Consider the following 26,830-nt stretch of genomic DNA (forward strand, 5'->3'; position numbering starts at 1 on the left):
TTGACTAAGAGTAATGACTAAAGAGTAAGGAGTATTAACTGATGGGAGACTTAATCTCGGGCCATTAATAGGTGGCCTTGTCGCGGCGCGCTTTTTCCCACCGCGACACAGGCTTTCCCGGCATGGCAAACCAAACCACGACGGCCAGCAGAATCAGCAAACCGCTGGCGGTACCTAATACCAAACTGTGCGAGGCGGAAAAAGCCTGTTTGGCACTGGTGAGCAGGGCATCATTCCCACCGAGGCTATTCACCACCTGAATAGTTTCACTGATAGAGGCACTGGCCTGCGCCACCAAATCCGCCGGCAAATCTTCTGGCAACGCAATAGAGGCGGCATAGGCGCGTGACAGCATCAAACCAAAAATTGCTACCCCAAGCCCAGCCCCTAGTTCATAAGCCATCCCCTCAACCGCCCCTGCTGCACCGGCTTTTTCTGGCGGAGCGGCACTCATAATGGCCGCCGTGGATGCCAATAGTGAAGCCTCAATACTGAAACCAAGCACTATCATCCAGCCCCATGCCAAATAAGCTTCAGTGGCAAAATCAGTCCAAGCCAGGCCCAAAAAACTTAATGAACTGAAAGCAATCCCGGCGCTGGCAACGGTGCGCAACCCCAATTTAGCCACTAACCAACCGGATATCGGCCCGCTCACTCCGCTGGCTATCATCAGTGGGAGCAAAAACATCCCTGCCTCAAGCGGCGTTTTGCCTAACACAAACTGCAATTCTTGCGTCAGAAGTAATTCAAACCCGACCAACGTTATCATTGCCGTCATCGCCATGACCATACCGACAGCAATCACTCGCTGACTTATCAGACGAAAATCAATCATCGGGGCTGATGTCAATAATTGATGGCGCACAAAAGCCAACAACATCCCGCCCCCCAACAGCGCGGACAGGGACGTCATCAAAGGATCCCCGCCCCCGCGTATCCCCGTTTTAGCCGCATAAACCAACAGCAGGATCGCGGTTATCAAAACCAGCGCCGGCGCGACTCTCCATGTTTGTTCCGTGCGCATCGGCTGATGAGGAATAACGGCCAGCGTAGCAATAATTACGGCAATAATAATGGGGACATTAATTAAGAATACGGCCCCCCAATAAAAGTATTCCATTAATAGCCCACCGACCAGTGGCCCCATCGCCGCCCCCATGGTGCCAATTGCCACCCAAATGCCTAATGCCAATGCCCTCTCGCGTTCATCAGTAAAGATATGGCGCACCGCAGACAACGTGGCGGGTAGGATCATTGCCGCGCCAATCGCCAACAAGGCACGCGCAGCAATCAGTGCCGCCACCGAGGGGGCCAATGCCGCCGCCAGAGAGGCCAGCCCGAACAGTACCGACCCCAATAAAGCCAGGCGTTTAAAACCGATGCGATCACCGAGCGCCCCCATCGGGAGTAATAAACACGCCATCACCAGCGAATAAATATCAATAATCCACAGCAATTCACTGCCGGTGGCAGACAACGCGATACCCAGCCGTGGTGCCGCCACATGCAGTACGGTTGCATCAATAGACACAGGGAGATACATCAGGATAATAACGTAGAAAATCAACCACTTTCTAGACATACAAACACACTCAAAGAAGGCATAGGTTAAAGTTGAACACTTGTTCAATATCACAATAATAGCGTAAAGTTGAACTAACGTCCAATTCATCACATAATGATGAAAATACTTATGAGCATGATAAAGGAGCTTCTTTGGCCTATTTGAACCGCGAAGAGCGCCATGACACCATTTTGCAAGCGGCGATGCGGGTTGCCATCACCGAGGGGATAAACGCAACCACGGTGCGCCGTGTTGCCAGTGAAGCTGGAGTGGCTGTCGGTCAGGTGCATCACCACTTTGCGTCGGTTTCACGACTGCGCGCGGATGCTTTTTTATTGTTGGTGAAACAATCTTTGGCCGCATTTACGCTCAGCAGCCAAAACTTGCCAGCCCAGGAGCGGGTGCTTCGAGTGCTGGGTTATCCACAAGATGAAGCGGGTAAACGAGAAACCCGGCTATGGAATGAAATCTCCATACTGGCCGAACGCGATGAGCTGATTAGAGCAGCCTGCGCCGCCTCAATGTCTGACTGGCATCAGGCCACGCTAGACGTGATTAACGCCGGGATCGACACTAATGAATTTCGCTCTGATATCAATGCCAGTGATGTCGCATGGCGTCTGATTGGCTTGGTTTGTGGTCTGGATGGGTTGACGCAATTTCCTGAATTAGGCTGTTCGGAAGCCGAGATATTGCGCCATTTAGCGACCATGATGAAGATCGAGTTACTTAAAAACCCTTAACTTAACACCAGCCTTAGTGGGTATCTCACCGCGGGCTTTGCCAGAGATACCGGCTATAATGGCTATTTGACCCACCCATTCCCAAAGTCATTGGCGTTGCCGCGAGCTTACTCAGGCGGTGGCAACATCAAGGAAGAAAGGGATTTTTGAGAGCCAACTATGACTCAACAATCTACTGTCGCCGATGTTATCTATTACAACGGCACAATTTACACGGCCGATGCCAATAACCGGGTTTGCAGCGCAATCGCGCTGGGTCAGGGCTATATTCTGGCCACCGGCGGCGATGAACTTATCCAACAGTTTGCCGCCCCGAAAACGCAACTTATTGACCTGGCTGGCAAGTTTATGATGCCCGGTCTTATCGATAGCCATATGCACCCGTTTTGGGGTGGGAAACAGCTTATCGGTTGTAATCTGAATTATGCCGCACTGAGTGTTGAGCAGACATTGGAAATCATCCAGCAGCATCTCGATAATGACCCCTTTAAGGGCGAAAATGACTGGCTGACTGTCCGGGCCTGGCAACGCCAAGCGATGACCCCAGTGGGGGCTGATATGAGCCGAGACGCACTGGATTCACTGCGCACCCGTCGCCCGATAGCGCTATTTTCCAATGACTGCCATACACTGGCGGCCAATAGCCGCGCCCTTGAGCTGTTGGGGATTGATGAAAACACCCCCGTCCCACCGGATGGCAAAATTGCCCGTGATGCCAACGGAAAACTCACCGGCATCTTGGAAGATGCTCCGGCGATGCGGGCCTTTGACAGCATCCCTTCCGCCACGCCAGAAAAGAATGTGCAGATTGCTGCCCATGTGCAGCAAGTCCTGAATGCGCAGGGTGTCACGACAGTGATGGATACCCGGGTATTTGCCGAACAATTATTAGCTTTCCGTCAGTTATATGAACGTAATGAACTGACTTTACGGGTTCTCGGGGCAAAAGAAGTGACGCCAGATAGCCTACAAGGGCCGGAAGATGCCGCTCGCGTGGTACAGGAAGTGGTGGAATTTGGCCGCCAGTGGGGCAGTGACGAATGGGTGCCAGCACCTGGTTTTGCGGTCGATCACCTGAAACTGTTTATCGACGGCGTGCTACAGCCCCCCACCATGACAGCGGCTCTGCTGGAGCCTTATCGCGCCAACCACGGCACGGTAGCAAATCCAGACTGGCAACCCACTGATCATTATGGCGATCTCTATTTTACTGCGCCCGTGGTCAATGCGGTTATTCTGGAGTGTGCTCGTGCGGGCCTGCACCCTCACACTCACACTGTCGGTGATGGCGCAATCGAGATGGTGCTAGATGCCGTGGAACAGATGCGCGCCGCCGTGCCGGGCAAAGATATTCGCCCCGGATTAGCCCACAATGAACTGGTCGCAGCTCATCAATATCACCGTTTTGCCCAACTAGGGGCCACTGCGGTGCTCTCTTTCCAATGGGGTGGCTTGCCGGGGGTGCTGATTGATGAAGAGCGCGAAATGCTGGGCGAAACCCGCTTCCAACATCTGGAACCGGCAGCCCGTTTCCTCGATGCAGGGGCACGAATTGCTTATGGTAGTGACTGGCCAATTGATCGCTTAGATGAATGGTACAATCTACAAGTGGCAATGACCCGCCGTGCCTGGCATCTTGACGGCAGCCCAGCGGGCCCACGGCTGGATAATGACCGGGATTTGACGCTAATTGAAACCCTGCGCTGCGCCACCATTGATGCGGCTTACATGATTGCCAAAGAGCAATATATTGGTTCACTGGAAGCAGGAAAATTCGCCGACCTGATTATCTTGAAAAATAACCTGTTTGAGCAATCGCCAGAGACGATTTATCAAACTCAGGTGGAATGCACTTTAATCGGCGGTAAAGTGGTTTATCAGGGCGCATAACCGCCCGTTAAGCCAGTTCTGGCTCACTGAGTTAACTCGGTGGGCCAGTAAAATCAATGTAACAGTGCCACACCAGCAGGAAGTGATTGGCGTTCGTTTAAACCTTGTGTCAAAATCCGCTCCTTTATGTTTTACAACTGCATAAAAATGCAGCTTAGCGGTGCTTGTATACACCAGGAGATGATACGGTAATGCCACAAAATATTCAGTTGCGCAGAGTGCTTAAAACCCCCGCGCTGGTCGCTTTCGGGCTCGCCTATATGGTGCCTTTAGGCGTATTTACCACCTATGGACAGGTGACTGTATTAAGTCAGGGGCATTTACCTATTGCCTATCTGGTGACGGTTATCACCATTCTGTTTACCGCCCTCAGTTATTGCCGAATGACCAACGCCATGCCGTTATCAGGTTCTGCCTATTCTTACGTGCAGCGTAGTTTTGGTGGAAAAACCGGTTTTCTGGTGGGTTGGGCGCAAATTTTGGATTATCTGTTCCTGCCAATCCTTAATTATTTAGTGTTAGGCATTTTCTTGCACGAGGCATTCCCGGCCATTCCCGCTCCGGTGTTTATTATTGCGTCAATTATCAGTGTTAGCCTGTTAAATATTCTAGGGGTGCGTTTGCTCACCTCGGTGAATTTCTCGCTGATCGCGGCACAGATGATTTTTATCATACTCTTTATTGCTCTTTCTTTCAGTCAAGCAGATTTAAGCCCGGCGGCGCTAATGAAACCGCTGCTGGTCAATGCCGGTGATATGTCGGGCTTATTATCTGGTGCCGCCGTGCTTTGCCTGGCATTTCTCGGTTTTGATGCCATCGCCACCATGGCAGAAGAAGCACATGATGCCAAACGAACCCTGCCACGGGCGATTCTGTTTACCGTAATCAGTGCCGGCACCATCTTTATTGCGGTGTCTTATGCCGCGCATTTGGCCTATCCCGACTGGAAATCATTAATTCCTTATCAGGATACTGCCAGCCTGATTATCTCCGAGCATGTCGGCGGTAAGTGGATGTATAACTTCTTTATGGCCACTTATCTCACCGGAGTTTATGCCTCAGCGATGACGGCGCAAACCAGTGTGTCGCGCATCTTTTATGCCATGGGCCGCGAGGGAGTATTGCCGCGCAAAATTTTCTTCCATTTGCATCGCAAATTCCACACCCCATGGCGAGCCATACTCTTCGTGGCCACCATCTCGCTGCTGGCACTGTTCCTTGACCTGAACTTAGTGGTGTCGATGATAAGTTTCGGGGCGCTCGGCGCATTCACCTTTGTGAATTTGAGTGTTATAAAACACTTTATTTTCAATGAGAAACGCCGCGGTGCTGCTGCCATGTTCAAATACGGGCTGTTGCCACTGATGGGGTTTGTGATGTCAGTATGGCTGTGGGTTCACCTTGAACAGCGTGCGCTGGAGGTGGGTTTGCTGTGGTTGCTGGCGGGCTTTATCTACTTGCTTTGGCTGACTCGCGGCTGGCGTCAGTCTCCGCCATCCGTTCATCCAGATGATATTTCCCATCTGATGTGATGAGTCACATTGCCGAAAATGGCCACTTTGAGTGGCCATTTTTATGTGATGCGACTGACGAGCTGGCCGGAAAACTCCTCCACCATCCTATAGCGTTCTTGCCCGGCCTACCGACTCCCCTAGCTGCCAAACCGCCATGGCATAATGGGTGCTGTGGTTGTAGCGGGTAATGGTGTAGAAGTTGGGCAAACCATACCAATATTGATAACCGGTGCCGACATCAAGGCGCAACAAACTGGCTTCTTGATATTCACCCAGTGAACTGGTTGGACTTAGCCCTGCGGCAGACAATGTTGAAACCGGATATTTGGTCTTAAAGCCATTATCAAGATTCGGCGCTTGCCCATTGGCAGGTATCGCGACCGCCGCCCCTTTGGTCCAGCCATGAGCTTTGAAGTAATTCGCCACACTGCCGATAGCATCCACAGGGTCCCACAAATTGATATGACCATTACCATTAAAATCAACGGCATAATCTTTGAATGAAGATGGCATAAACTGGCCATAGCCCATCGCACCGGCATAGGAACCCCGCAGACTGAGCGGGTCATTGCCCTCAGCTCGCGCCATCAGCAGAAAAGTTTCCAGCTCGCCAGAAAAGTATTCCGCGCGGCGCGGATAGGCAAAGGAGAGTGTTGCCAGCGCATCAATAATGCGAGTTTTGCCCATCACCCTGCCCCAGCGAGTCTCAACGCCAATGATACCGACGATAATTTCTGGCGGGACGCCGTAGGTCTCATAAGCGCGTTGCAAGGCATCTTCGTATTGATTCCAGAAATTCACGCCATTCTGCACATTGTCTGGAGTAATGAATTGGCTGCGATAGCGCTTCCAGGCCCCATTCGGCCCAGATGGTCGGCCAGACGTCGGCGCTTGTTTATCCATTAGCCGAATAACAAAATCCAGCTTTTTAGTTTGCGCCAATACATCATGCAGCTGCTGACGTTCAAAACCATGCTCACGCACCATTTTATCAACGAAACGTGCGGTATCCGCATTGTAGGCAAAATCACCGTCTGGCACGTGCCCCACATGTTGCGGCTCAAGTAAAAAACCGCTTTGTGTCAGGCTATCTGACGGGGTCGCCGCGACCGGTGGCGTCGGTTTGCTGCTACAGGCGGAAAGCAATATGAGTAACGGAAGAGTGACAGCCAAATGACGCATCATATATCCATAAACCATGCAAAAAAGTAATGACTATGTTAAGTCATTGTCTGTTACGAACAAACAGGAAAATGCAGGATTACCACGGGTTATTGCTAAAGAAACCGCAGACAAAATAGACCTACAGACCAGAAATTACCCTACAAAACCCCTTTAATCATAAGGACTTACAGCCGCGCCAAGGAAATATTTAGTAGCAAATAACACGAATGATTTTCACTATCATTACTGATTTTTTTCTATACAATCGTGCTGTTTTGCCGTCGCATAATCCGCTCGTTTTCTTCTTTGACCTGCTAAAGGATGTCTTTATGAAGTTACGTTTATCCTCTTTCGGCCCTATCGCTCTGTTAACTTCCTCAATGGTGCTGGCGTTTTCCGCCCATGCCGCATCCACTGACGAGGGTATTGTGGTTTATAACGCCCAACACGAAAATTTGGTGAAATCCTGGGTTGACGGCTTTACCAAAGACACCGGTATTAAAGTGACCTTGCGCAATGGTGGCGACAGCGAGTTAGGTAATCAGTTGGTCCAAGAGGGCAGTGCCTCGCCGGCAGACATCTTTCTGACTGAGAATTCCCCTGCCATGGTGCTGGTCGATAATGCGAAATTGCTCGCACCATTAGATGCCGCAACACAGGCTCAAGTGGCGAAAGAATATCGCCCTGAACATGGTCGCTGGACCGGCATCGCCGCCCGCAGCACCGTATTTGTCTATAACCCGGAAAAAATCAGTGAAGCTGAACTGCCTAAATCCATTATGGATTTGGCCAAACCTGAGTGGAAAGGCCGCTGGGCTGCATCACCATCAGGGGCTGATTTTCAGGCTATTGTGAGTGCGATGTTGGAGCTTAAGGGCGAAAAAGCCACGTTAGAGTGGTTAAAAGCCATGAAAGCCAACTCTACCGCCTATAAAGGCAATAGCACGGTCATGAAAGCGGTGAATGCCGGCCAAATTGATGGCGGAGTTATTTATCATTATTATCGCTTTGTTGATCAAGCCAAAACAGGTGAGAACAGCGGCAAAACTCAGCTACATTACTTCAAACATCAAGATCCCGGTGCCTTTGTGAGTATCTCCGGCGGCGGTGTATTGGCTTCAAGTAAGCACCCAAAAGAAGCTCAGGAATTCATGAAATGGATAACGGGGAAATCTGGTCAGGAAATGTTGCGCACCAATAATGCATTTGAATATGCTGTCGGTGTTGATGCCGCCTCTAACCCTAAATTAGTGCCGCTCAATGACCTGGAAGCACCGAAAGTTGAACCGTCTAAACTGAACAGTAAGAAAGTGGTTGAGTTGATGACAGAAGCAGGATTGCTGTAATCATACCAGCAACCTGCTAATAACCTGTATTTTAGCCCGTCGCGTTCTTGAAGCGATGGGCATTTAACACGCCGAGCGCCTTAACGATTATGGCCAATATAAATCCTGATGCTATTCCTCTGCCGCTCAGTCAGGCAGCTCAACGGCACTATAACCGCCGCCCCGGCTTTGGGATTGTGGCCATTGCCGTGGCGCTTTCATTGTTATCCCTGCTGCCGTTATGGTTTGTTATTGGCATTGCGATTGATACCGGTTGGTCGACGGTCAAAGCTCTGGTGTTTCGCGCTCGAGTAGGTGAATTACTACTCAACACCGCATTATTGGTGGCATTCACCTTACCGCTCTGCGCCATTATTGGTGTCACATTGGCATGGCTTACCGAACGCACAAACTTACCTGGTCGGCGGATTTGGTCACTGCTGGCTATCGCCCCACTGGCAGTGCCTGCATTTGTGCAAAGCTATGCATGGATTAGCCTGGTGCCCTCAATGCATGGGCTTGGCGCGGGCGTATTTATCTCTGTTATTGCCTATTTCCCTTTTATTTATCTGCCTGCTTGCGCGGTATTACGTCGCCTCGACCCCGGGCTTGAAGACGCCGCCGCCTCATTGGGCAGCCCCCCGACCGCGGTATTCTTTCGGGTTGTCTTGCCACAATTAAAACTAGCGGTTTGGGGTGGCTCGATACTGATTGCGCTGCATTTATTAGCTGAATATGGGCTGTATGCCATGATCCGCTTTGATACCTTTACCACCGCCATTTTTGACCAGTTTCAATCTACATTTAATGGCCCTGCGGCCAATATGTTAGCCGGCGTTCTGGCGCTATGTTGCCTGGGATTATTGTTAATCGAAGCCAGCAGCCGAGGCTATAACCGCTACGCTCGGGTCGGGTCAGGCAGCGCGAGGAGCCAAACGGCTTATTCAATGGGAACCACCCTCACCTTACTGTGTCTCATGTTGCCACTGGTAATGACCGCCCTCTCACTCGGGGTGCCCTTTATCACGCTGACTCGCTGGCTCTACATCGGCGGCATGGATGTTTGGTTGAATGCTGAATTGTTGCCCGCGTTGAAACAAACGCTAATATTGGCATTCAGCGGTGCGCTGATTATCACCTTATGCGCCATCCCCATGGCATGGCTATCCGTGCGCTACCCAAGCCGTTTACACCGTGTGATGGAAGGTTGTAATTATGTCACCAGTTCACTGCCCGGCATTGTGGTCGCGCTAGCGCTGGTGACTATCACCATTCGCATCGCACGCCCGCTGTATCAAACTGAACTGACACTTTTATTAGCTTATTTATTGATGTTTACCCCCCGGGCCCTGATCAGTTTACGAGCCGGTATTGCACAAGCTCCGGTCGAATTGGAAAATGTGGCTCGCAGTTTGGGCAAAACTCCCGCGCAAGCTATCTGGAGCACCACGATGCGACTGGCCGCGCCGGGTGCGGGTGCGGGCGCAGCTTTAGTGTTTCTGGCAATATCCAATGAACTGACCGCAACCTTATTATTGGCCCCCAATGGTACCCGAACACTGGCAACCGGGTTCTGGGCATTGACCAGTGAAATAGATTATGTTGCCGCATCACCCTACGCGCTGCTCATGGTGATACTATCCCTGCCGCTAACCTGGCTCCTTTATTCTCAATCTCAACGTACGGCGGGATTATGAGCACGCTTGAACTGCAACAAATCAGTAAATCTTACCAATCGGTCACAGTCTTAGACGGGATTGATTTGCACATTACTGCGGGCAGCCGAACAGCGATTGTCGGGCCGTCCGGCTCAGGAAAAACCACCTTACTGCGCATTATTGCCGGTTTCGAAACCCCGGATAGCGGCTCGGTGATATTGCAAGGGAATCCGCTATTTGATAGCACAACTCAGGTGCCAGCCCATAAACGAGGGATTGGTTTCGTCCCGCAAGATGGCGCACTGTTCCCGCATTTTACGGTGGCGGGCAACATTGCTTATGGCTTGACGGGCAGCAAACAGGATAAAGCCCGGCGGGTTGATGAGTTAATGGAAATGGTGGCATTGGACAGCCGCTTAGCTCAACTTTGGCCGCATGAAATATCTGGCGGACAGCAACAGCGAGTGGCGCTCGCCAGGGCATTGGCGCAACGCCCAGTATTAATGTTATTAGATGAGCCATTTTCAGCGCTGGATACCGCCTTACGAGCATCAACCCGCAAAGCGGTAGCGGAGCTGCTGGCGCAAGCGAATATTGCCTCCATTTTAGTGACCCACGACCAAAGCGAGGCACTGTCGTTTGCCGACCAAGTCGCCGTGATGCGCGCGGGCAAACTGGCTCATGTTGGCCCGCCGCAAGAGCTCTATTTGAGGCCAGTGGATGAGCCGACCGCCACATTTTTGGGTGAAACACTGATTCTCGACGCACACATTGATGCCGGATGGGCCGATTGCGCGTTGGGTCGCATCAAGGTTGACGATGCAAAACGCCATGGTCAAACACGTATTATGCTGCGCCCCGAGCAACTGATTCTTACCCCGCTGCCCGCTGGCCACCATTATCCGGTTCACTGCTTGGCTAAGGTTATTGGCATTGATTTTGCTGGTTTTATTTCGACGCTCACTTTATCTATTATTGAACACGACCAAATCGTAGAAATCAAAACTATTAGTCGGGAAGATATCCGCATTGGCCTAGCCGTTGATTTGACGATAGTCGGCCAGGCTCATATTTTTGCTGACTAAGTGACTAACGACACATTTTTGCCAGAGCATGCCGATAAAACATGGCCATAAGCACGATTGCCACTCTGTTCGCCCCCGCAGATTGCATTATGCTATTGAAATGGCAAATATCGGAGTTGTACAAAATGGATCAAATTCACGTCATCATATTGACCGTCGGACTATTTGTACTCACATTTATCAATCCTGGAGCTAACTTGCTTGTTGTGGTGCAAACCAGCCTCAGCTCCGGTAAAAATGCCGGTTTACTGACAGGGCTAGGTGTGGCGTTGGGCGATGCGATTTACTCTGGATTGGGGTTATTTGGGATGGCCGCACTGATCACTGAGGGGGGAGCGCTATTCTCGGCAATTAAAATCGGTGGCGGTTTATATCTGATGTTATATGCCTACAATATGGTGCGCCACCGTCAGAAACTGCACCTGGGTATCGGTAGCATCGCCCCTTCGCCTGCAACCCCTTGGTATATTTACTTCCGCCGTGGTCTGTTGACTGATTTATCTAACCCGCAAACCGTGTTGTTTTTTATTAGTATTTTCTCAGTAACCCTAACCCCGACAACACCAACCTGGGCCAAAATAGTCGCCTGGCTCGGCATTGTATTGGCCTCTATCCTCTGGCGATCATTACTCAGTATGGCATTCTCTCGCCCTACGGCCCGCCGCGCTTATGGTAAAGTTCAGCATCTGTTAAGTGGTATTATCGGAGTCGCGGTAGGAGCTTTTGGCTTGCGCTTAATTTATGAAGGAATAACGCGTCGCTAATAACAAAACATTCAGTTAATTACTACCATAAAAGCCTCATTGGGGGCCTTTTTGCGCCAGCCGTAACTGTCGATACTCCAATACGGTCAGCACGATGACCGCCAGATCCAGTATGGTTATCAAAATCAAAAGCACCGAGTGGGTAAAGGTATAGCGATAGAGTTGATAGACAATAAATAAACTAAAAATCACTATCGCCGCCGGATAATAACCCAATTTTTTGCGCCACAATCCAATAATGACCCATAGCTTAACAATCCCATGAATTAATAAATACAATGCGGCGAAATGCAGACTGCTAATGGAAAGGCTCTGTGCCGCATGCAACAAATAATTGGCAACTACATCGCCACGATCTTCGATAAATTCAACTTGGGTGATGCGGTGCAGTATATTAAGCAACAACTGAGGGGTGACAAAAAAGGTTAGAATGCCCGCCATAACCTCCATGATGGCTAACATCGCTTTCAACAGTAGACTGACTTCAAACACAGCATGGATATTCTTTTCCCCGAAGAGATTATTACGCTCAAATCGGTTTTTCATATTCAACATCGTGCTGATTCCCTGCGTGGTAATACTGTAAAGAGTATTTTAAGAATAGCAGCTTACGTGGTGCCAGTTAAAGCACCACGTCATTGACATATTAACTGCTAGCTTTCGCCCACTTAGAAGGTAATGACCGTTTTTAAACCCGTTACCCATGCATCTTGCGTCTGGTTAACCCCAGCTGGAGAATGCCAATATTGTAAATCTGGCTGTAATTCCAACCAAGACGTCACTCGGAAACGGTAATAAAGCTCAGCAGTAATAGAATGTCCCGGCACTGGCGAATAAAGGGGATTTGCATAATCAGCAACATGATTAATTTGATTCTGATAGCGCTGATTATCCCGATAATAATCACTCAATTTAACCATCGAGACCCCAAACCCCAGCCAATCCTGGGGTCGGCTATCAAATAAGCCGCGATATCGAACCCCGGTAGAGGCCGCATAGTGCATATAATTCGTCCGTTGGTCTGCCAGTGACATGCTGTAAAACACACTTAAGCCACGGCTCGCATCGTCTTGATGTTTTGTGACTTGCTGATTAAACCCGCCGTAAAAGAACCAAGTATTATTGTGGTAGCGATAACCATCGGGATCGCCAGCACTAGGTACACCAGACACGCCATGATAAAGATCTCGTTGCTCGGCATTGGTATATAAAAGCCCCAAATTATAAATACCGGGCAAGCTCTGAAACGCATTAGTTTTTAATTCCAATTCCAGTGGCAATAATATGCCTTTGCTGCCCTTGGTTGACCAACTCCATGCCCTGCCACGGCTTGGTGCATCAGGGTTCTGCTCCATAACCCCGGTTTTTAGAGTCAAATTATCGGTCAGTTTATATTGCAACGTAGTCCCCCAATAATGGACATTCCAGTTAAACCAAGTCAGTGAATTTGCGGATTTACCACCACATAATCCTAACGTCTGAAAGTCACAGGGAATAACTTGATCAAAATCCTGCACTTTATTCATTAAGCCAATGCGCCAATGTAACTTCTGGTCAGCAAAGCTGCGGGCAAAAGTTAACCATCCCAGACGAGTAATAGATTGGCCACCAAAACTTTCTTGCGACAGATCCGTTATATTTACCCGAGGATCTTGTAGCCTATCACGTGTCAGGTTGTTATCGTGATTACGGTTAACAATATTCCCTTCAATGACTGCATCTGGAATACCGGTATATAACTCGAGGTCTTGTTGAAAGGTTAATGAAAACTGGTCTATATAAGAAGCTTGTTTATTATGATTATAACCACCACCGGCGTTATATGATAATTGACTCAAATAACCAAGTGAATAATTAAAACCATGATCTGATAAAATAGGCCGAATACCTAACATATTCCCCAGCAATCCTTCTTGCTGTGGTTCAAATCCTAATGCTATTCCCTGCCACTGTGGTGTTGATTGTTCAATATACTCACCACTGCCAGCTAAACCCTCACTCAATGCCGGTGAAGAGAGTAAAATTGTTGAGGTTAGTAAATAAAATGCAGCAGAATTCATCTGACGAGTCAGAGATAAAATTGGTTTCATTATTTTCCCTTTTTAGAATAATTAGCGCACCCGATATAAAGTGAGTGCGCTATACCTCAGAGGATTAGCGTTTTAGTGCCTCGCCATGACTCTGAATAACATCACGATACCAATAAAAACTCTTCTTACGGCGACGTTCCAATGAGCCGTGGCCACTATCATCACGATCGACATAAATAAAACCGTAGCGTTTGGATAATTCAGCTGTTGAAGCACTCACTAGGTCAATCGGCCCCCAACTGGTATATCCCATAACTTCAACACCGTCTTTAATAGCTTCAGCGACCTGAACTAAATGGTCATTGAGATATTCAATGCGGTAGTCGTCCTCAATATTACCATCGGCATTCGGGCTATCTTTTGCTCCCAGGCCATTCTCAACAATAAATAGCGGCTTTTGATAACGATCCCATAATTCATTTAGCAAAATACGCAAGCCATCGGGGTCTATCTGCCATCCCCATTCCGAACTGGCAAGATGCGGGTTTTGTACCATGCTGAGAATATTACCTCTGGCCTTACGATTTAATTCTTCATCAGCGGTCACACAACCACTCATGTAATAACTAAAGGAAATAAAATCGACAGTTTCTTTTAAGGCTGTTTTATCTTCAGCCGTAATCTCAATACTAATATTATGCTGTTTAAAATAACGCGCCATATAAGAGGGATAATAACCCCGCACTTGCACATCACCAAAGAATAGCCATTCGCGATTCTGCTGTAGTGTTTCCAACACATCCGCGGGTTTGCAGGTTAATGGATACATCAATCCTCCCAATAACATATTACCAATACGGCCATCAGGAATAATTTGATGTAATGCTGCAACCACTTTAGCACTGGCAACTAACTGGTGATGAATCGCCTGATAGACTTCACTTTTACTGCTTTCCTGTTCTAATCCTACGCCAGTAAAGGGTGCATGGAGTGACATATTTATCTCATTAAATGTCAGCCACAATTTGACTTTATGCTGATAACGCTGAAATACAGTGCGAGCATAATGTTCAAAGAAACCAATTGTTTTACGATTACCCCAGCCACCATAATTCTTCACTAATCCATAAGGCATTTCATAATGGGATAAAGTCACCAGCGGCGTAATATTATATTTCGCCATTTCATCAAACAACCGGTCGTAAAATGCCAGACCAGCTTCATTCGGTTGCTGTTCATCGCCTTGTGGGAAAATACGAGTCCAGGCAATAGAAATTCGTAAACATTTAAATCCCATCTCAGCGAATAGCGCGATATCTTGTGGATAGCGGTGATAGAAATCGATAGCCACATCTTTGACATAATTATCACCACTGACACGAGGAATAATGTCACCGAAAATACCGAATGGTTGTAAATCAGAGGTGGATAATCCTTTTCCATCAGTGAGGTAAGCCCCCTCTACCTGATTTGCCGCAATAGCGCCGCCCCACAGGAAGTTGTCTGGAAATGCATGTTTCATTAGTTTTCTCCTGAATTAGTATTAACGAATCACGGTTAATAACGGTGTTTGCTCTGTAATGGATAATCCTTTAGCCGGTAAAATATCTTGGTAATCTTCACTATTACTAATAATGACGGGGGTCGTCAGGTCATAACCCGCGGCAGTGATAGCCACACAATCAAATTCCAGCAACAAATCACCGGTATTTACTCGGTCCCCCACATTTACATGTGCAGTAAAATATTGACCTTCGAGCTTGACGGTATCGATACCGACATGAATAAGAATTTCAGTACCAAAATCGGACTCAATGCCTATTGCATGGTGCGTTTTAAATAAGGATGCCACGACACCAGCAACCGGTGAAACAACCCGCCCATGTTGAGGAATAATGGCAATTCCAGCCCCTAATAGACCACTAGCAAACGTCGTATCATTGACGTCGGTCAATGCTAGCAACTGGCCACTGATAGGGCTGAATACCACTTCTCCCAGCCCCTGATGATTCTCAGTTATAAACGCAGACTGAGATAAACTTTCAGTTTCTGGTACAGCAATAGGGGCTGGCAGACCAAAAAAGAATGTGCCAATCGCGGCAAAAATTAAGGCTATCAGGGTACCAATAATCGCGCCCCATACACTCGCATCAATACCTGTTGCAGGAATTATCTGGGCAAAAGAAAATATGCTGGCCAGACCGAATGAATAAACATGGGCCTGGCTATAACCGACGATAACGCCACCGATAGCCCCGCCGATGCAGCCAAATATAAAAGGTTTTTTCGTCGGTAATGTCACCCCATAAACCGCAGGTTCAGTAATACCAAATATGCCAGCAGTAAATGCCGAACCAGCCAATACCTTCATTTTTGCATCACGAGTGCGTAAGAATACGCCAAGCGTGGCCCCCACTTGCCCCATGACTGCCGGTAATAGCAGCGGCAACATGGCGTCATAACCCAGCACACTCAGGTTATTAATCATCAACGGAACCAGCCCCCAATGCAGGCCAAAAATAACGCAAATCTGCCAGATTCCAGCCAATACCCCGCCGGCAATAGGGGGGGCTGCAGAATAAATAAGCTGAAAACCTGTAGCTAATAAATGACTTAGCCAAGTCGCCAGCGGGCCAATCAACAAAAAGGTTGCCGGAACAGTTATTGCCAAACACAGCAATGGGGTGAAAAAGTTTTTAATACTACTGTGTAAGATTCGGTTGAATCCTTTTTCTAATCGGCAACTGACCCAAGCGGCTAATATGACTGGAATCACTGATGAAGTGTAATTGATAAAAGTGACTGGAATACCGAGGAAATACACCGCCGCCGCATTTGGTTGCCCCGCTGCATTAAAGGCGGCCAACATCAGGGGATGCACTAAAGCACCACCAATCGCCATGGTAATGAATGGATTGCCACCAAATTTCTTACCGGCGGTATAGCCTAATACCAGTGGAAAGAAATAGAACAGTGAGTCACTGGCTGCGAATAAAATCATATAACTGCCGCTGGTTGGCTGTAACCAGCCACAAACAACACTTAGCGCTAAAAAGCCTTTAAGAATACCGGAAGCGGCTAATATTCCGAGTAACGGAGTAAAAATGCCCGAGATAATATCGATACTATGGCTGAGTAAATTCTCTTTCTGACTTCCTGGCTGATGTTCATTTTCATCGCCATCAGATAAACCGGCTTGCCGCAATAATGCCTGATAAACTTCACTGACATGATTTCCAATAACGACTTGGAACTGTCCACCACTCTCCACCACCATAATAACGCCCGGATTCTTTTTCAGCGCTAGTGCATCTGCCCGCGAACTGTCCTTGAGTTTGAAGCGTAAACGAGTAGCACAGTGGACAACACTGTTAATATTGCTCTTACCCCCGACTCCGGCGAGGATCTCGCTGGCAACTGTTGTGTATTGCATAATATTATCCTTCGATGGAGCAATTATTTATTTAGTTAAACAAATATTCAGGTCATTAAATTCGAGCAAAAAAAAACCTGACTGTGCTCCGTATCGTAATTAAGCGATACAAACACATTCAGGTTTTGCCTGCCGTCGGCAGTAACAATCCTTTATTTTAGTCAAATTTCTCTTGCTGACAGTTTAATCTGGCAAGCTAAAACATTCCCGTCGCACCCGCTCAATATGAATAGTCAAAAACATCAATTCCTCTTTGCTCAACTCCTGCCGATATTGCAATTTAATATGTTGTTGAATTTTACCGGCACAGCGATATGCCTCGCCATAATTCTCTTTTATTGCATCATGCAGGGAATCATCATTGCTGGTAACACCATTGCGCCCTAACATTCGCTGTGAAAAAAATTTCAGGTGTGTCACAAAGCGATGATAACTCAGCCCATTCTCGTCATATTCTAATTTAAACTGATATTTCACGATGTGCAGAATCTCCTGCATCACTTTCGTGACCTGCATGACTTCGGGCATTTCGCCGTTAAGTTGCGCATTGACCAAATGTAGTGCAATAAATCCGGCCTCATCTTCACGCAATTGTACCCCTAGCCGTTGTGCAATGATTTGCACCGCTTCGCAGCCCAATGCAAACTCCTTTGGATACAGGCGACGAATCTCCCACAGCAATCCATTCGTAATATCCAAACCTTGTTTATGGCGCTCAATAGCATAGAAACAGTGGTCAGTGAGCGAGATATAGAGGTTATCTTGTAGCTTACCCAACTTAGATGTTGCCAAGGTGATAATACAATCACATGTAATCATCACTTCTAATGGAATACAGCTCAGTAACTCACTCAGTCGCGAGACCAATTCATTATTTTTCAGAGCAAACACTTTTTCTATCAATGTGTTATCCAGCAACTCGCCGGGGTGTTTTTGAAAGCCAAGACCTCGGCCCATAATCACCTGTTCTTGACCATGCTGGTCAAGAATAATAACTACATTATTATTAAGTATTTTAGCAATTTGCATGCGTTAGCCCTGAAAACAAAAAAACCCGACTCAGCAGCATTCATCAAGCCACTCAATCAGGTTTTGCCCGCCATTGACGGTAACAATCCAACTGCGATTAAATTAACAGGTTAATACCTTACTGCAAGCAGGCAGAGATAAAAATCGTGATACAGATCTCCTCTTGCGCCAGAAAACAAATCAACATGCTATTTTAGCGACGATAACTATTGCCTAATTCCATCCATAATTCATCTTATACAGGTGAAAACAGCAACGAGTAAGTGGCAACTATTTATTAGGATTTTTCTCAAAACAATTAAGATAAATTAAATAAACCCAATAAAAAACCAACAGAATTAATATACTCACCTACATGAGATTGATTCTTTATCACAAATTTTAGCGATTTTAAATATTAAATTTATGTATAGAAAATAGTTAATTCATCGCAGTAAATCATTAATAACCTTCGACAAGCTCACATAAACCACGCCCATACTTTCGTTATACCGCCTTAATTGATTTATATCATATAAAAGTAACAAATTATTTCCTAATGTGGGGCATTACAGTTCCATTCTATTTTTTATTTTCGCCAAGATAATGTCTTTCGCAAAGGTAATGTCGATGAATAACTATAAAAAACCTATCGCCGGTTTGCTGAGCCGCCGTGAATTTATTCAAACATCTGCAGCAGTGACAGGGGCGGCAGCAATTGCCGGTTCAATCACCCTCCCTTTCTCAGTACAAGCGGCACCCGAACAGACTGCGCCGGTAAATAAAGAGAGCATTAAATACAGCGCTTGCTTAGTCAACTGTGGGAGCCGCTGCCCGCTAAAAGTGTATGTCAAAAATGGTGAAATTATTAAGATTGCTAATGAGGCAATTTTTGATGATTCCACATTTGGCGAGCATCAAATTAGGCCGTGTTTACGCGGCCGTTCGGTGAGGTGGAAAACCTATAATCCTGACCGGGTAAAATATCCCATGTTGCGCGTGGGTAAACGCGGTGAAGGTAAATTCAAACGAATCAGTTGGGATGAAGCCACGACTATTGTGGCTGACAAGCTAAAAAATACTATTGAGCAATACGGTAATGAAGCAATTTATTATCAATATGGTTCAGGCTCTACCGGAGCTAATTTACAAGGCCGTAATGCCTGTAAAAGAATGCTAAGTTTACTCGGTGGTTTTTTGGATCAACACGGTACTTACTCCACAGCACAAATTAATACCGTGATGCCTTATATTTATGGTAATGCAGATGAAACGCTACTGGATGAAATTAAAAACTCAGATTTAGTTGTTATGTTCGGCCATAATCTGGCGGAAACTCGCATGTCAGGTGGTGGGCAATATATAGAAGCGGTTCATGCACTGGAGAAGAGTAAAGCTAAAGTTATTATTATCGATCCACGGATGACAGACAGTGTTACCACACTCAATGCCGAATGGATCCCGATATACCCGGGTACTGATGCTGCTCTGGTCGCCGCGTTGGGTTATGTATTAATTAAAGAAAACTTAACAGATGAGAATTTCCTGAAGGAATATTGTGTGGGTTGGGATGCCAGCACATTACCTGATTCAGCCCCAGCCAACAGTTCATATAAAGATTACATTTTAGGTTTGGGTATCGATGGAGTAGAAAAAACGCCGGAATGGGCCAGCGAAATAACCGGCATTGCTCCAACCCGTATTATCCAACTTGCACGCGAGTTAGGAAATGCCCGTGCTGCTTGGATTTCCCAAGGTTGGGGTATTCAACGTAGTGCCAATGGTGAGCAAGCTGCGCGCGCCATTATGATGCTGCCGTTAATGACCGGAAATATCGGGCGAGCAGGAACCAATACCGGTGCCTGGGGTGGTAATGTCAAATATCCGGTACCAGGATTTAATATTCCCAATCCAGTAAAAACTGCCATTCCCTGTTTTATGTGGACTGATGCTATTTTCCGTGGCACTGAGATGACGGCTAAAAATGCCCATGTGAAGAATAAAGATAAACTGGATACCAATATTAAGTTTATGTGGAATTACGCCAGTAATGTGATAGGAAATCAGCATTCTGACCTGAATAAAACTCATCGTATTTTACAAGATGAATCACTGTGTGAATTTATTTTAGTGTGGGAAAACCACATGACCAATTCGGCTAAATATGCAGATTTATTATTACCCGATGTCACTTCAGTTGAATCAAATGATTTGATTGATAACTCTTATGCCAGCGGAGCCTATCACTACGTAACTCGGCTGCAAAACGCCATTGAGCCGATGTGGGAATGCCGCCCGTCTTATGATGTTCTGGCCGAAATTGCCACCAAATGCGGGATTGGTGCCGCTTTTACCGAAGGCCATTCCCAACAAGAATGGATTGAAATCAGTTATAACAAAATGCGAGAAAAGAACCCGGCGTTACCCCCTTTTGCGCAAACTAATGACCAAGGCATTATTGACCGGATCTATGCGGATAGCAGTCAATATATTGCTTTGAAAGACTTTCGCGATGACCCGCACAATCACCCATTAAAAACACCATCAGGCAAAATTGAAATCTACTCTGAAGCCCTTGCCACCCTGGGGAAAGAGTGGCAATTGACCCCCGGTGACCGCATCACCGCCGTCGCCGAGTATAGCCCGACTTTTGAGGGGGTCAGTGATGTCGAAACCCTGAGAAGCTACCCGCTACAAATGACCGGTTTCCATGTCAAAGGCCATTGCCACTCCTCTTATTACAACGTGGCAATGTTGCGCGAAGCTATCCCTCACCAATTCTGGATGAATCCGATTGATGCAAATGCCCGCGGGCTACAGCAAGGTGACATGGCTGAAATTTTCAACGATCGCGGCCGCGTCCGTATAGCCGTCAAAATTACCGAGCGGGTCTTACCCGGTGTTATTAGCGTCCCGCAAGGAGCATGGCGCAACCTCAATAAAGAGGGCATTGATGTGGGCGGCTGTATCAATACTTTGACGACATTACGCCCTTCGCCATTGGCGAAAGGTAATCCACAACACACTAACCTCGTGGAAGTTAAACGCGTATAAGGAGTTGAAAAATGAAGCAATATGGTTTTTTTGTCGACTCCACCAAATGCACCGGGTGCAAAACCTGTCAAATCAGCTGTAAGGATGAGAAGAACCTGGATCTCGGGCCGAAGCTGCGCCGGGTATATGAGTATGGCGGCGGTCATTGGGTGCAACAGGGCAATATGTGGGTACAGAATGTTTTTAATTATTACTTATCCATCGCCTGTAATCACTGCTCGTCACCCACCTGTGTTACCGGCTGCCCAACCGGCGCGATGCACAAAAGAGAAGCCGATGGTTTGGTGGTGGTCAATCAGGACTTATGTGTTGGCTGCCGTTATTGCGAGATGCGCTGCCCATATGGTGCGCCGCAATTTGATGCCAAGAAGAAACTCATGACCAAGTGTGATGGTTGCTATCAACGGGTTGGAGAGGGGCATAAACCAGTCTGTGTCGAATCTTGCCCACAACGGGCATTAGATTTCGACGAAATCACCGTCTTGCGCGATAAATACGGCGAAGAAAATGCTGTCGCCCCCTTGCCGCATGCTCATCTAACACACCCGAATCTGGTTATCAGAGGCCATCGTGATGCCAGACCTTCCGGTGACACTTCAGGCCGTATCCAAAACCCGGCGGAGGTCTAAAAAATGCATGAATTACCCTTAGTATTCTTCACCGTGCTGGGGCAAACCGCGGTCGGGTTATTTGCTTTAGTGTTGTTAAGTCATAAGCTTGGAATGACCAGCGCACAACAACTCAAGCAGGCCAATATTGTCGGCCTGATTCTGATGTTAGCGGGCTTAGCCATTGGTGCTCTGCATGTTGGCCAGCCCTTGCGGGCGATGAACATGTTACTCGGCGTCGGCCGCTCCCCCATGAGCAATGAAATAGTGCTCAGTAGCCTGTTTGTAGCGATGGCGTGTGGCACCGTTTTTTTCTCCACTATCGTGAAAAACTCGCGGCTGGCCGCACTGTGCAATATGGCCACGGTTATTTTCGGATTGGCCTTTGCCTGGTCAATAACTCAAGTTTATCAATTAACTACAGTGCCTCACTGGGATACGGCGTACACCTCATTACAACTGTGGATGACTGTCCTGGTTGGTGGCGGTGCTTTCGCCATCCTCACGGGCGCACGTCAGCTGGGGGCTAGCGCCTTATTAGTCGGCGCTATCGTGACGTTGGTGAACAAACCGGGCTATTTAAGCTTCCTTGGCCAAAGCTCGGCGCAACTCAGTAGCCAACAGGCGCTATTTTGGGGAGTGCAAATTCTGTTGCTGACTTTGGGTATTTTCGTCGCCGCCGCCGCATTGCTGAAAGATAGCATTCCCCGAGCCACACTGGCAGTCAGTGCATCAGCGCTGGTGATGGGTGAATTGGCCGGGCGCATTGCTTTCTATAACTTGTGGCAAATCCCGATGTGACTTAACGCGTTGATAATTAAAGTAACGGATTAGCCGCCTTTCTCTGCGGCTAATCAAAACGAATATAGCCGGGCCAGAAGAGAACATATTTTGATGCTATTAGACACTACCTTGCCACGTATTCTTGGCGCGTGTTTTTACTATCCACCACAGTCCGATGCGGTACAGCGCCTGTGGCCGTTACTGTCACAAATGACCGACCTTTTCCCCTGGCCCAATCCAGCAAAAATTGCTCATGACTGCCAACAGATACCCAATATCTTGCCAGAGCAATTGGAATATGACTTCTCGGTGTTGTTTGAAGGGCAAGGTGAAATGCCCGCCCCGCCCTGGGGTTCCGTTTATCTGGCGAGAGAAAACATCCTAATGGGGGAGAGCACCCTGAAATATCGTGAATTTCTCTTCACCTTGGGGTTGGCAAGCCAGAGTGTTATTCATGAGCCAGAAGACCAGTTTGGTTTAATGCTTTTGGCTTGGGTGTATTTAATTGAGCACCCACATATATCTCCGCCACATTTATCTCAACAGCACCCCGGCGGCGCGGCCATTACACTGCTCACCGAGCACTTACTGCCGTGGGCCTACCGCTATCTTGAGTTGGTCAAAAATGCACAACTGGAGTATCCGGTTTATCCGCTATTGGCTGAAATTACCGAGTGTTACCTGAAAACGCTGCAAACGGAATTGGGTTTATTCCCGCCCCCTCATGAGCTATATCGGTGATCAAGAAAAATCGATGAACAGAGATGAGCGCTACTACAAAGCTTATATGGAAAGCCGGGTTATCAGCCGCCGCGGGCTATTTCGTGGTTTATTAAAAGGCGCGGCTGGCGACTCCCCCACGACATTACCCGCAACTGGCCCTCACCCGGTGATGAAACATCCCTGTCAAAACACCTATATTTATTGTGACAGCTGTGCCGATTACTGTGAAAAACAAGCATTATTCTGGCAACCCCACCAGCCGCCCAGCTTAATCAATGAACAATGTAACGGCTGCGGTGAATGTGTGGCTAGATGCCCGGCAATGGCGTTGGAAATGTGCGAATAAGCCCGCGGTGATACCGGCAACTCTTATCCATCATGGTATTGGCAATCTGGAAGACTGCCGCATCCAGCAACTTACCGGTTTTTAAATCAACCCGTTTTGCATGCGCGGTTGAGTGAATGTACTAAATAGATAACCTCAGTTTGCTGATGTCAGTACAATGCTCGTATCTTTACCCACAGGAGCCACACCGTGCACCATTACCCAGCCAGCTATGCCTATGATGAAACCAGCGGCGAATATCATATTTATTATCGCGACTTCCCGGAGTCAGGTTCAGTGACATACTCGGTCAATGACGTAGAGTTAGAAGCGCAAGATGGCATTAAGAATGGCATCGCGGCACAAATGGAAGAGCAGCTTGCTGTCCCTGCCCCATCAGCATTACAACCGGGCGATATTGCTATTCACGTCCCCATTTTGGTGCGCCTGAAAGCCGAGTTACACAATGCCATGCTGACCACCAAAACGCGCAAAGCGGATATGGCTCGCAAGCTGGGCCTGAATGCCGCGCAGATGGATCGCCTGCTTGATGTGTATTACGCCTCCAAAGTTGAAGCTTTAGAACAAGCCCTTTATTTACTGGGCTTTGAGGCTGATGTGGCGGTCAGCAAGATAGGAGAACCGCGCTAAGGCAGCCGTTAGCGCTTAAATTTAAGTCAAGAGAGTAACAAATTGTTATTAGGCGATAATTTAAAAAAACGTTAATAGCTTCACACTTCAATATATTGACTAATATTAGTGACTATTTTTACACGAAAGTGTGATCTGATGCATAAAATTACAGTATTGAAAATTGCTCTCTATTGGGATTACATTAGCGCCATCAACTCGCAGACAGTGGCTGAGTGACTCAGGCTGGCGAGGTAACTCCAAGGGGGAGTTGTACAATGAAATATTTCTTTATGGGCATCTCAATTATGTTGGTGGTTTGGGTTGGCACCTTCATGATAATGGTCGAGTAATACGCCGCTGATCCCACCACCTGACATCGAATAAAGGGCGCATTTGCGCCCTTTATCATTTTTAGCCGCTATATCATTTACCCGGCATCATTCTGCGCAGAGTATCATCACGGCGAATATAGTGGTGATAAAGTGCCGCCAATGCATGTGCCCCAATCACGAAGTACCCTAAATTGGCAATTAATTCATGTGTTTGTTTTAGATAAACCCGCGCCTCATCATTGGGTGTCACCCACTGTGGAACTTGCCACCCCAGGAAAAACCAGGTTTTCCCGCCATAGGCTTGCGCCAAAACACCCAATATCGGCAAGGATAAAAACATCAGATATAGACACCAATGTAAAATATGCGCACCTAATAGCTGCCAGTCAGGGAGTTTGGGGGTGATTGCCGGTGTCACATGGCGGCGGCGTAGCCAGAGCCGCGCGAGCATGAGCAGCCAGACGGAAATACCAAAATTAAAATGCAGGTTTTTCATCAATGTTCGATCTTCATCAGGCACCGAATCACTGAGTAGCATTGCTGCATAGGTTAAAATGACCATTAGCAACGTAAGCCAATGTAAGGTTATTTGTGATAATGAATAACGATTTCTCATAGCCACACGCCCCACCAACATAACTCAATGAATAATATACCCTAAATAACTCAAGTTACAGGAAAGCAGCAAGCGATTTGAACCGTATGACACCGGCAACTTGCGAATAAGTATGGTGTAAAACAAATGAAGAAAACATTAAGGGCAAATCAATAACATGTTGAAGAGTGATTTTTTATGCTGGCCAGAGCCCTCAGCTGCCAGCCAGAATAAGTTTGTGTGACGGTAAAAATGGCTCGCGGATTAAACCGTCTCTTCTGGCGCGGCGGGTTTACCCGGCATCAGTAAACCATCAGCCCGGAACATACTTTTGATTCCACGAACAGCTTGGCGAATCCTATCCTGATTCTCAATCAGTGCGAAACGGACATGGGTATCACCATAATCCCCAAATCCAATCCCTGGCGAGACACAAACTTTTGCATCAGATAACAATCGCTTAGCAAATTCCAATGACCCTAAACTTGCGTAAGGTTCCGGAATTTTAGCCCAAACATACATGGATGCTTTCGGATTTTCGACCATCCAGCCTGCCTCATGTAGCCCGCGCACCAAAGCATTACGCCGCTGACGGTATTGTTCGGCGATATCACGGACACATTGCTGATCCCCCTCTAGCGCCGCGATCGCCGCGACCTGCAATGGGGTAAAGGTGCCGTAGTCGTGATAACTCTTAATTCGCGCGAGTGCATTGACCAACTCAGGGTTACCCACCATAAAACCAATACGCCAACCCGCCATATTGTAACTTTTTGATAGGGTGAAGAATTCTACCGCAATATCTTTCGCCCCCGGCACCTGCATGATTGATGGGGCTTGCCAACCATCATAAACAATATCGGCATAGGCCAAATCATGCACCACCAGCACGTCATATTGCTTCGCCAGCGCGACCACGCGTTCAAAAAAGTCCAGTTCCACACATTGCGCCGTCGGGTTAGACGGGAAACCAAGGATCATCATTTTTGGTTTAGGAATGGTTTCACGAATAGCACGTTCCAGTTCACCAAAGAAATCAATGCCTTCGGTCAAAGGCACGGAGCGAACTTGCGCGCCCGCAATCACCGCACCATAAATATGAATGGGATAGCTGGGATTTGGCACCAGCACGGTATCACCGTGATCTAAGGTGGCCAGCATCAAATGCGCCAGCCCCTCTTTTGATCCAATGGTCACAATCGCTTCACTTTCAGGGTCAATATCCACCTGATAGCGGTCGGCATACCAGCGAGAAATAGCTCTGCGCAGGCGTGGGATCCCCCGGGAAGTAGAATAGCCGTGAGTGTCTTCACGTTGTGCAACACTGCACATTTTCTCAACAATATGTGGCGGCGTCGGGCCATCCGGATTCCCCATACTAAAATCAATAATGTCCTCACCACGGCGGCGAGCGGCCATCTTGAGTTCAGCCGTGATATTAAAGACATAGGGGGGAAGACGATCAATACGTGTAAAACGGCGTTTGGATGAAGATTCAGCCATAATTTCCTCGAGGAGACGTTAGCGCCCGGACCGTCCGAGCGACGCTGACCAACAAATGGTCTGTTGATGAACATATCCTAGCGTTTAATCACTGTC

23 protein-coding genes are annotated in these 26,830 nt (G+C 47.7%); 14 read left to right on the forward strand and 9 right to left on the reverse strand.

Annotated elements, in window-relative coordinates; genetic code table 11:
- Positions 1-64: 64 nt before the first annotated feature.
- Entirely contained in the window at positions 65-1,582 is a 1,518-nt protein-coding gene (locus D5F51_RS15240; RefSeq protein ID WP_129197659.1) for a SmvA family efflux MFS transporter, read from the reverse strand.
- Positions 1,583-1,716: 134 nt separating this feature from the next.
- Between D5F51_RS15240 and D5F51_RS15245 the strand changes: the two genes are divergently transcribed.
- The 3 genes from D5F51_RS15245 (at position 1,717) to D5F51_RS15255 (ending at position 5,729) form a co-directional block, all read left to right on the forward strand.
- Positions 1,717-2,307: a TetR family transcriptional regulator gene (locus D5F51_RS15245; protein WP_129197661.1), complete on the forward strand. Its 591-nt coding sequence runs from the start codon at positions 1,717-1,719 to the stop codon at positions 2,305-2,307.
- Between the two features lie 159 nt (positions 2,308-2,466).
- Entirely contained in the window at positions 2,467-4,197 is a 1,731-nt protein-coding gene (locus D5F51_RS15250) for an amidohydrolase (RefSeq protein ID WP_129197663.1), read from the forward strand.
- 191 nt (positions 4,198-4,388) lie between these two features.
- Positions 4,389-5,729 (forward strand): APC family permease, encoded by a 1,341-nt coding sequence (locus D5F51_RS15255; protein ID WP_129197665.1) that lies wholly within the window; start codon positions 4,389-4,391, stop codon positions 5,727-5,729.
- A gap of 87 nt (positions 5,730-5,816) precedes the next feature.
- On the opposite strand, the gene mltB is transcribed toward D5F51_RS15255, so the two are convergent.
- Positions 5,817-6,893 (reverse strand): lytic murein transglycosylase B, encoded by a 1,077-nt coding sequence (gene mltB / locus D5F51_RS15260; RefSeq protein WP_162301855.1) that lies wholly within the window; start codon positions 6,891-6,893, stop codon positions 5,817-5,819.
- Between the two features lie 311 nt (positions 6,894-7,204).
- Here mltB and D5F51_RS15265 point away from each other — a divergent pair, with 311 nt between their 5' ends.
- The 4 genes from D5F51_RS15265 to D5F51_RS15280 all read left to right on the forward strand — a co-directional run bounded on the left by D5F51_RS15265 (position 7,205) and on the right by D5F51_RS15280 (position 11,707).
- The gene (locus D5F51_RS15265) at positions 7,205-8,221 is read left to right on the forward strand and encodes an iron ABC transporter substrate-binding protein (protein ID WP_025379019.1); all 1,017 of its coding nucleotides are present in this window, start codon (positions 7,205-7,207) and stop codon (positions 8,219-8,221) included.
- A gap of 89 nt (positions 8,222-8,310) precedes the next feature.
- On the forward strand, positions 8,311-9,897 hold the full coding sequence (locus D5F51_RS15270) for an ABC transporter permease (protein WP_129197669.1): 1,587 nt from the start codon (positions 8,311-8,313) through the stop codon (positions 9,895-9,897).
- A complete protein-coding gene (locus D5F51_RS15275) occupies positions 9,894-10,943 on the forward strand; it encodes an ABC transporter ATP-binding protein (RefSeq protein ID WP_129197671.1) in 1,050 nt (349 codons plus the stop codon). Before D5F51_RS15270 ends, D5F51_RS15275 begins: the two co-directional genes overlap by 4 nt.
- A 125-nt stretch (positions 10,944-11,068) precedes the next feature.
- The gene (locus D5F51_RS15280) at positions 11,069-11,707 is read left to right on the forward strand and encodes a LysE family transporter (protein WP_129197673.1); all 639 of its coding nucleotides are present in this window, start codon (positions 11,069-11,071) and stop codon (positions 11,705-11,707) included.
- A gap of 36 nt (positions 11,708-11,743) precedes the next feature.
- Here the strand turns inward: D5F51_RS15280 and D5F51_RS15285 are convergent, their stop codons facing one another.
- The 5 genes from D5F51_RS15285 to licT all read right to left on the reverse strand — a co-directional run bounded on the left by D5F51_RS15285 (position 11,744) and on the right by licT (position 18,199).
- Positions 11,744-12,262: a DUF2127 domain-containing protein gene (locus D5F51_RS15285; protein ID WP_025379022.1), complete on the reverse strand. Its 519-nt coding sequence runs from the start codon at positions 12,260-12,262 to the stop codon at positions 11,744-11,746.
- Between the two features lie 113 nt (positions 12,263-12,375).
- A complete protein-coding gene (locus D5F51_RS15290) occupies positions 12,376-13,797 on the reverse strand; it encodes a carbohydrate porin (RefSeq protein ID WP_129197675.1) in 1,422 nt (473 codons plus the stop codon).
- A gap of 64 nt (positions 13,798-13,861) precedes the next feature.
- On the reverse strand, positions 13,862-15,259 hold the full coding sequence (locus tag D5F51_RS15295) for a glycoside hydrolase family 1 protein (RefSeq protein ID WP_129197677.1): 1,398 nt from the start codon (positions 15,257-15,259) through the stop codon (positions 13,862-13,864).
- 21 nt (positions 15,260-15,280) lie between these two features.
- The gene (gene bglF / locus D5F51_RS15300) at positions 15,281-17,170 is read right to left on the reverse strand and encodes a PTS beta-glucoside transporter subunit IIABC (protein WP_129197679.1); all 1,890 of its coding nucleotides are present in this window, start codon (positions 17,168-17,170) and stop codon (positions 15,281-15,283) included.
- A gap of 183 nt (positions 17,171-17,353) precedes the next feature.
- A complete protein-coding gene (licT, locus tag D5F51_RS15305) occupies positions 17,354-18,199 on the reverse strand; it encodes a BglG family transcription antiterminator LicT (RefSeq protein WP_129197681.1) in 846 nt (281 codons plus the stop codon).
- A gap of 609 nt (positions 18,200-18,808) precedes the next feature.
- Here licT and D5F51_RS15310 point away from each other — a divergent pair.
- From D5F51_RS15310 to ypdK, 7 genes are all read left to right on the forward strand, one after another.
- On the forward strand, positions 18,809-21,232 hold the full coding sequence (locus D5F51_RS15310; RefSeq protein ID WP_129197683.1) for a DmsA/YnfE/YnfF family dimethyl sulfoxide reductase: 2,424 nt from the start codon (positions 18,809-18,811) through the stop codon (positions 21,230-21,232).
- An 11-nt stretch (positions 21,233-21,243) separates the two neighbouring features.
- Positions 21,244-21,861, forward strand: a complete 618-nt coding sequence (locus tag D5F51_RS15315; protein WP_025379026.1) for a DMSO/selenate family reductase complex B subunit — start codon at positions 21,244-21,246, stop codon at positions 21,859-21,861.
- 3 nt (positions 21,862-21,864) lie between these two features.
- On the forward strand, positions 21,865-22,641 hold the full coding sequence (locus D5F51_RS15320) for a dimethyl sulfoxide reductase anchor subunit family protein (RefSeq protein ID WP_087768662.1): 777 nt from the start codon (positions 21,865-21,867) through the stop codon (positions 22,639-22,641).
- Positions 22,642-22,734: 93 nt separating this feature from the next.
- Positions 22,735-23,364, forward strand: a complete 630-nt coding sequence (locus tag D5F51_RS15325; protein ID WP_129197685.1) for a molecular chaperone TorD family protein — start codon at positions 22,735-22,737, stop codon at positions 23,362-23,364.
- Between the two features lie 13 nt (positions 23,365-23,377).
- Positions 23,378-23,692 carry a 4Fe-4S binding protein gene (locus D5F51_RS15330; RefSeq protein WP_129197687.1) on the forward strand — a complete coding sequence of 105 codons (315 nt, stop codon included), beginning with the start codon at positions 23,378-23,380 and terminating at the stop codon, positions 23,690-23,692.
- 189 nt (positions 23,693-23,881) lie between these two features.
- The gene (locus D5F51_RS15335; RefSeq protein WP_025379029.1) at positions 23,882-24,322 is read left to right on the forward strand and encodes a type II toxin-antitoxin system HicB family antitoxin; all 441 of its coding nucleotides are present in this window, start codon (positions 23,882-23,884) and stop codon (positions 24,320-24,322) included.
- A 257-nt stretch (positions 24,323-24,579) separates the two neighbouring features.
- Positions 24,580-24,654: a membrane protein YpdK gene (gene ypdK, locus D5F51_RS22670; protein ID WP_086017141.1), complete on the forward strand. Its 75-nt coding sequence runs from the start codon at positions 24,580-24,582 to the stop codon at positions 24,652-24,654.
- A 73-nt stretch (positions 24,655-24,727) separates the two neighbouring features.
- On the opposite strand, the gene D5F51_RS15345 is transcribed toward ypdK, so the two are convergent.
- Both D5F51_RS15345 and alaC read right to left on the reverse strand, forming a co-directional pair.
- Positions 24,728-25,252, reverse strand: a complete 525-nt coding sequence (locus D5F51_RS15345; protein ID WP_129197689.1) for a cytochrome b — start codon at positions 25,250-25,252, stop codon at positions 24,728-24,730.
- Positions 25,253-25,495: 243 nt separating this feature from the next.
- Positions 25,496-26,734: an alanine transaminase gene (alaC, locus tag D5F51_RS15350; protein ID WP_129197691.1), complete on the reverse strand. Its 1,239-nt coding sequence runs from the start codon at positions 26,732-26,734 to the stop codon at positions 25,496-25,498.
- Positions 26,735-26,830: the final 96 nt, after the last annotated feature.

The sequence above is a fragment of the Yersinia hibernica genome (genome assembly GCF_004124235.1).
GTDB lineage: Bacteria > Pseudomonadota > Gammaproteobacteria > Enterobacterales > Enterobacteriaceae > Yersinia > Yersinia hibernica.

Coding starts and splice junctions, on each gene's coding strand:
- D5F51_RS15270 (WP_129197669.1), top strand. CDS start 8,311: ATGGCCAATATAAATCCTGATGCTATTCCTCTGCCGCTCAGTCAGGCA.
- D5F51_RS15290 (WP_129197675.1), bottom strand. CDS start 13,797: ATGAAACCAATTTTATCTCTGACTCGTCAGATGAATTCTGCTGCATTT.
- D5F51_RS15255 (WP_129197665.1), top strand. CDS start 4,389: ATGCCACAAAATATTCAGTTGCGCAGAGTGCTTAAAACCCCCGCGCTG.
- mltB (WP_162301855.1), bottom strand. CDS start 6,893: ATGCGTCATTTGGCTGTCACTCTTCCGTTACTCATATTGCTTTCCGCC.
- D5F51_RS15240 (WP_129197659.1), bottom strand. CDS start 1,582: ATGTCTAGAAAGTGGTTGATTTTCTACGTTATTATCCTGATGTATCTC.
- licT (WP_129197681.1), bottom strand. CDS start 18,199: ATGCAAATTGCTAAAATACTTAATAATAATGTAGTTATTATTCTTGAC.
- D5F51_RS15330 (WP_129197687.1), top strand. CDS start 23,378: ATGAACAGAGATGAGCGCTACTACAAAGCTTATATGGAAAGCCGGGTT.
- D5F51_RS15280 (WP_129197673.1), top strand. CDS start 11,069: ATGGATCAAATTCACGTCATCATATTGACCGTCGGACTATTTGTACTC.
- D5F51_RS15310 (WP_129197683.1), top strand. CDS start 18,809: ATGAATAACTATAAAAAACCTATCGCCGGTTTGCTGAGCCGCCGTGAA.
- alaC (WP_129197691.1), bottom strand. CDS start 26,734: ATGGCTGAATCTTCATCCAAACGCCGTTTTACACGTATTGATCGTCTT.
- D5F51_RS15295 (WP_129197677.1), bottom strand. CDS start 15,259: ATGAAACATGCATTTCCAGACAACTTCCTGTGGGGCGGCGCTATTGCG.
- D5F51_RS15275 (WP_129197671.1), top strand. CDS start 9,894: ATGAGCACGCTTGAACTGCAACAAATCAGTAAATCTTACCAATCGGTC.
- D5F51_RS15345 (WP_129197689.1), bottom strand. CDS start 25,252: ATGAGAAATCGTTATTCATTATCACAAATAACCTTACATTGGCTTACG.
- D5F51_RS15315 (WP_025379026.1), top strand. CDS start 21,244: ATGAAGCAATATGGTTTTTTTGTCGACTCCACCAAATGCACCGGGTGC.
- bglF (WP_129197679.1), bottom strand. CDS start 17,170: ATGCAATACACAACAGTTGCCAGCGAGATCCTCGCCGGAGTCGGGGGT.
- D5F51_RS15250 (WP_129197663.1), top strand. CDS start 2,467: ATGACTCAACAATCTACTGTCGCCGATGTTATCTATTACAACGGCACA.
- D5F51_RS15325 (WP_129197685.1), top strand. CDS start 22,735: ATGCTATTAGACACTACCTTGCCACGTATTCTTGGCGCGTGTTTTTAC.
- D5F51_RS15320 (WP_087768662.1), top strand. CDS start 21,865: ATGCATGAATTACCCTTAGTATTCTTCACCGTGCTGGGGCAAACCGCG.
- D5F51_RS15285 (WP_025379022.1), bottom strand. CDS start 12,262: ATGTTGAATATGAAAAACCGATTTGAGCGTAATAATCTCTTCGGGGAA.
- D5F51_RS15265 (WP_025379019.1), top strand. CDS start 7,205: ATGAAGTTACGTTTATCCTCTTTCGGCCCTATCGCTCTGTTAACTTCC.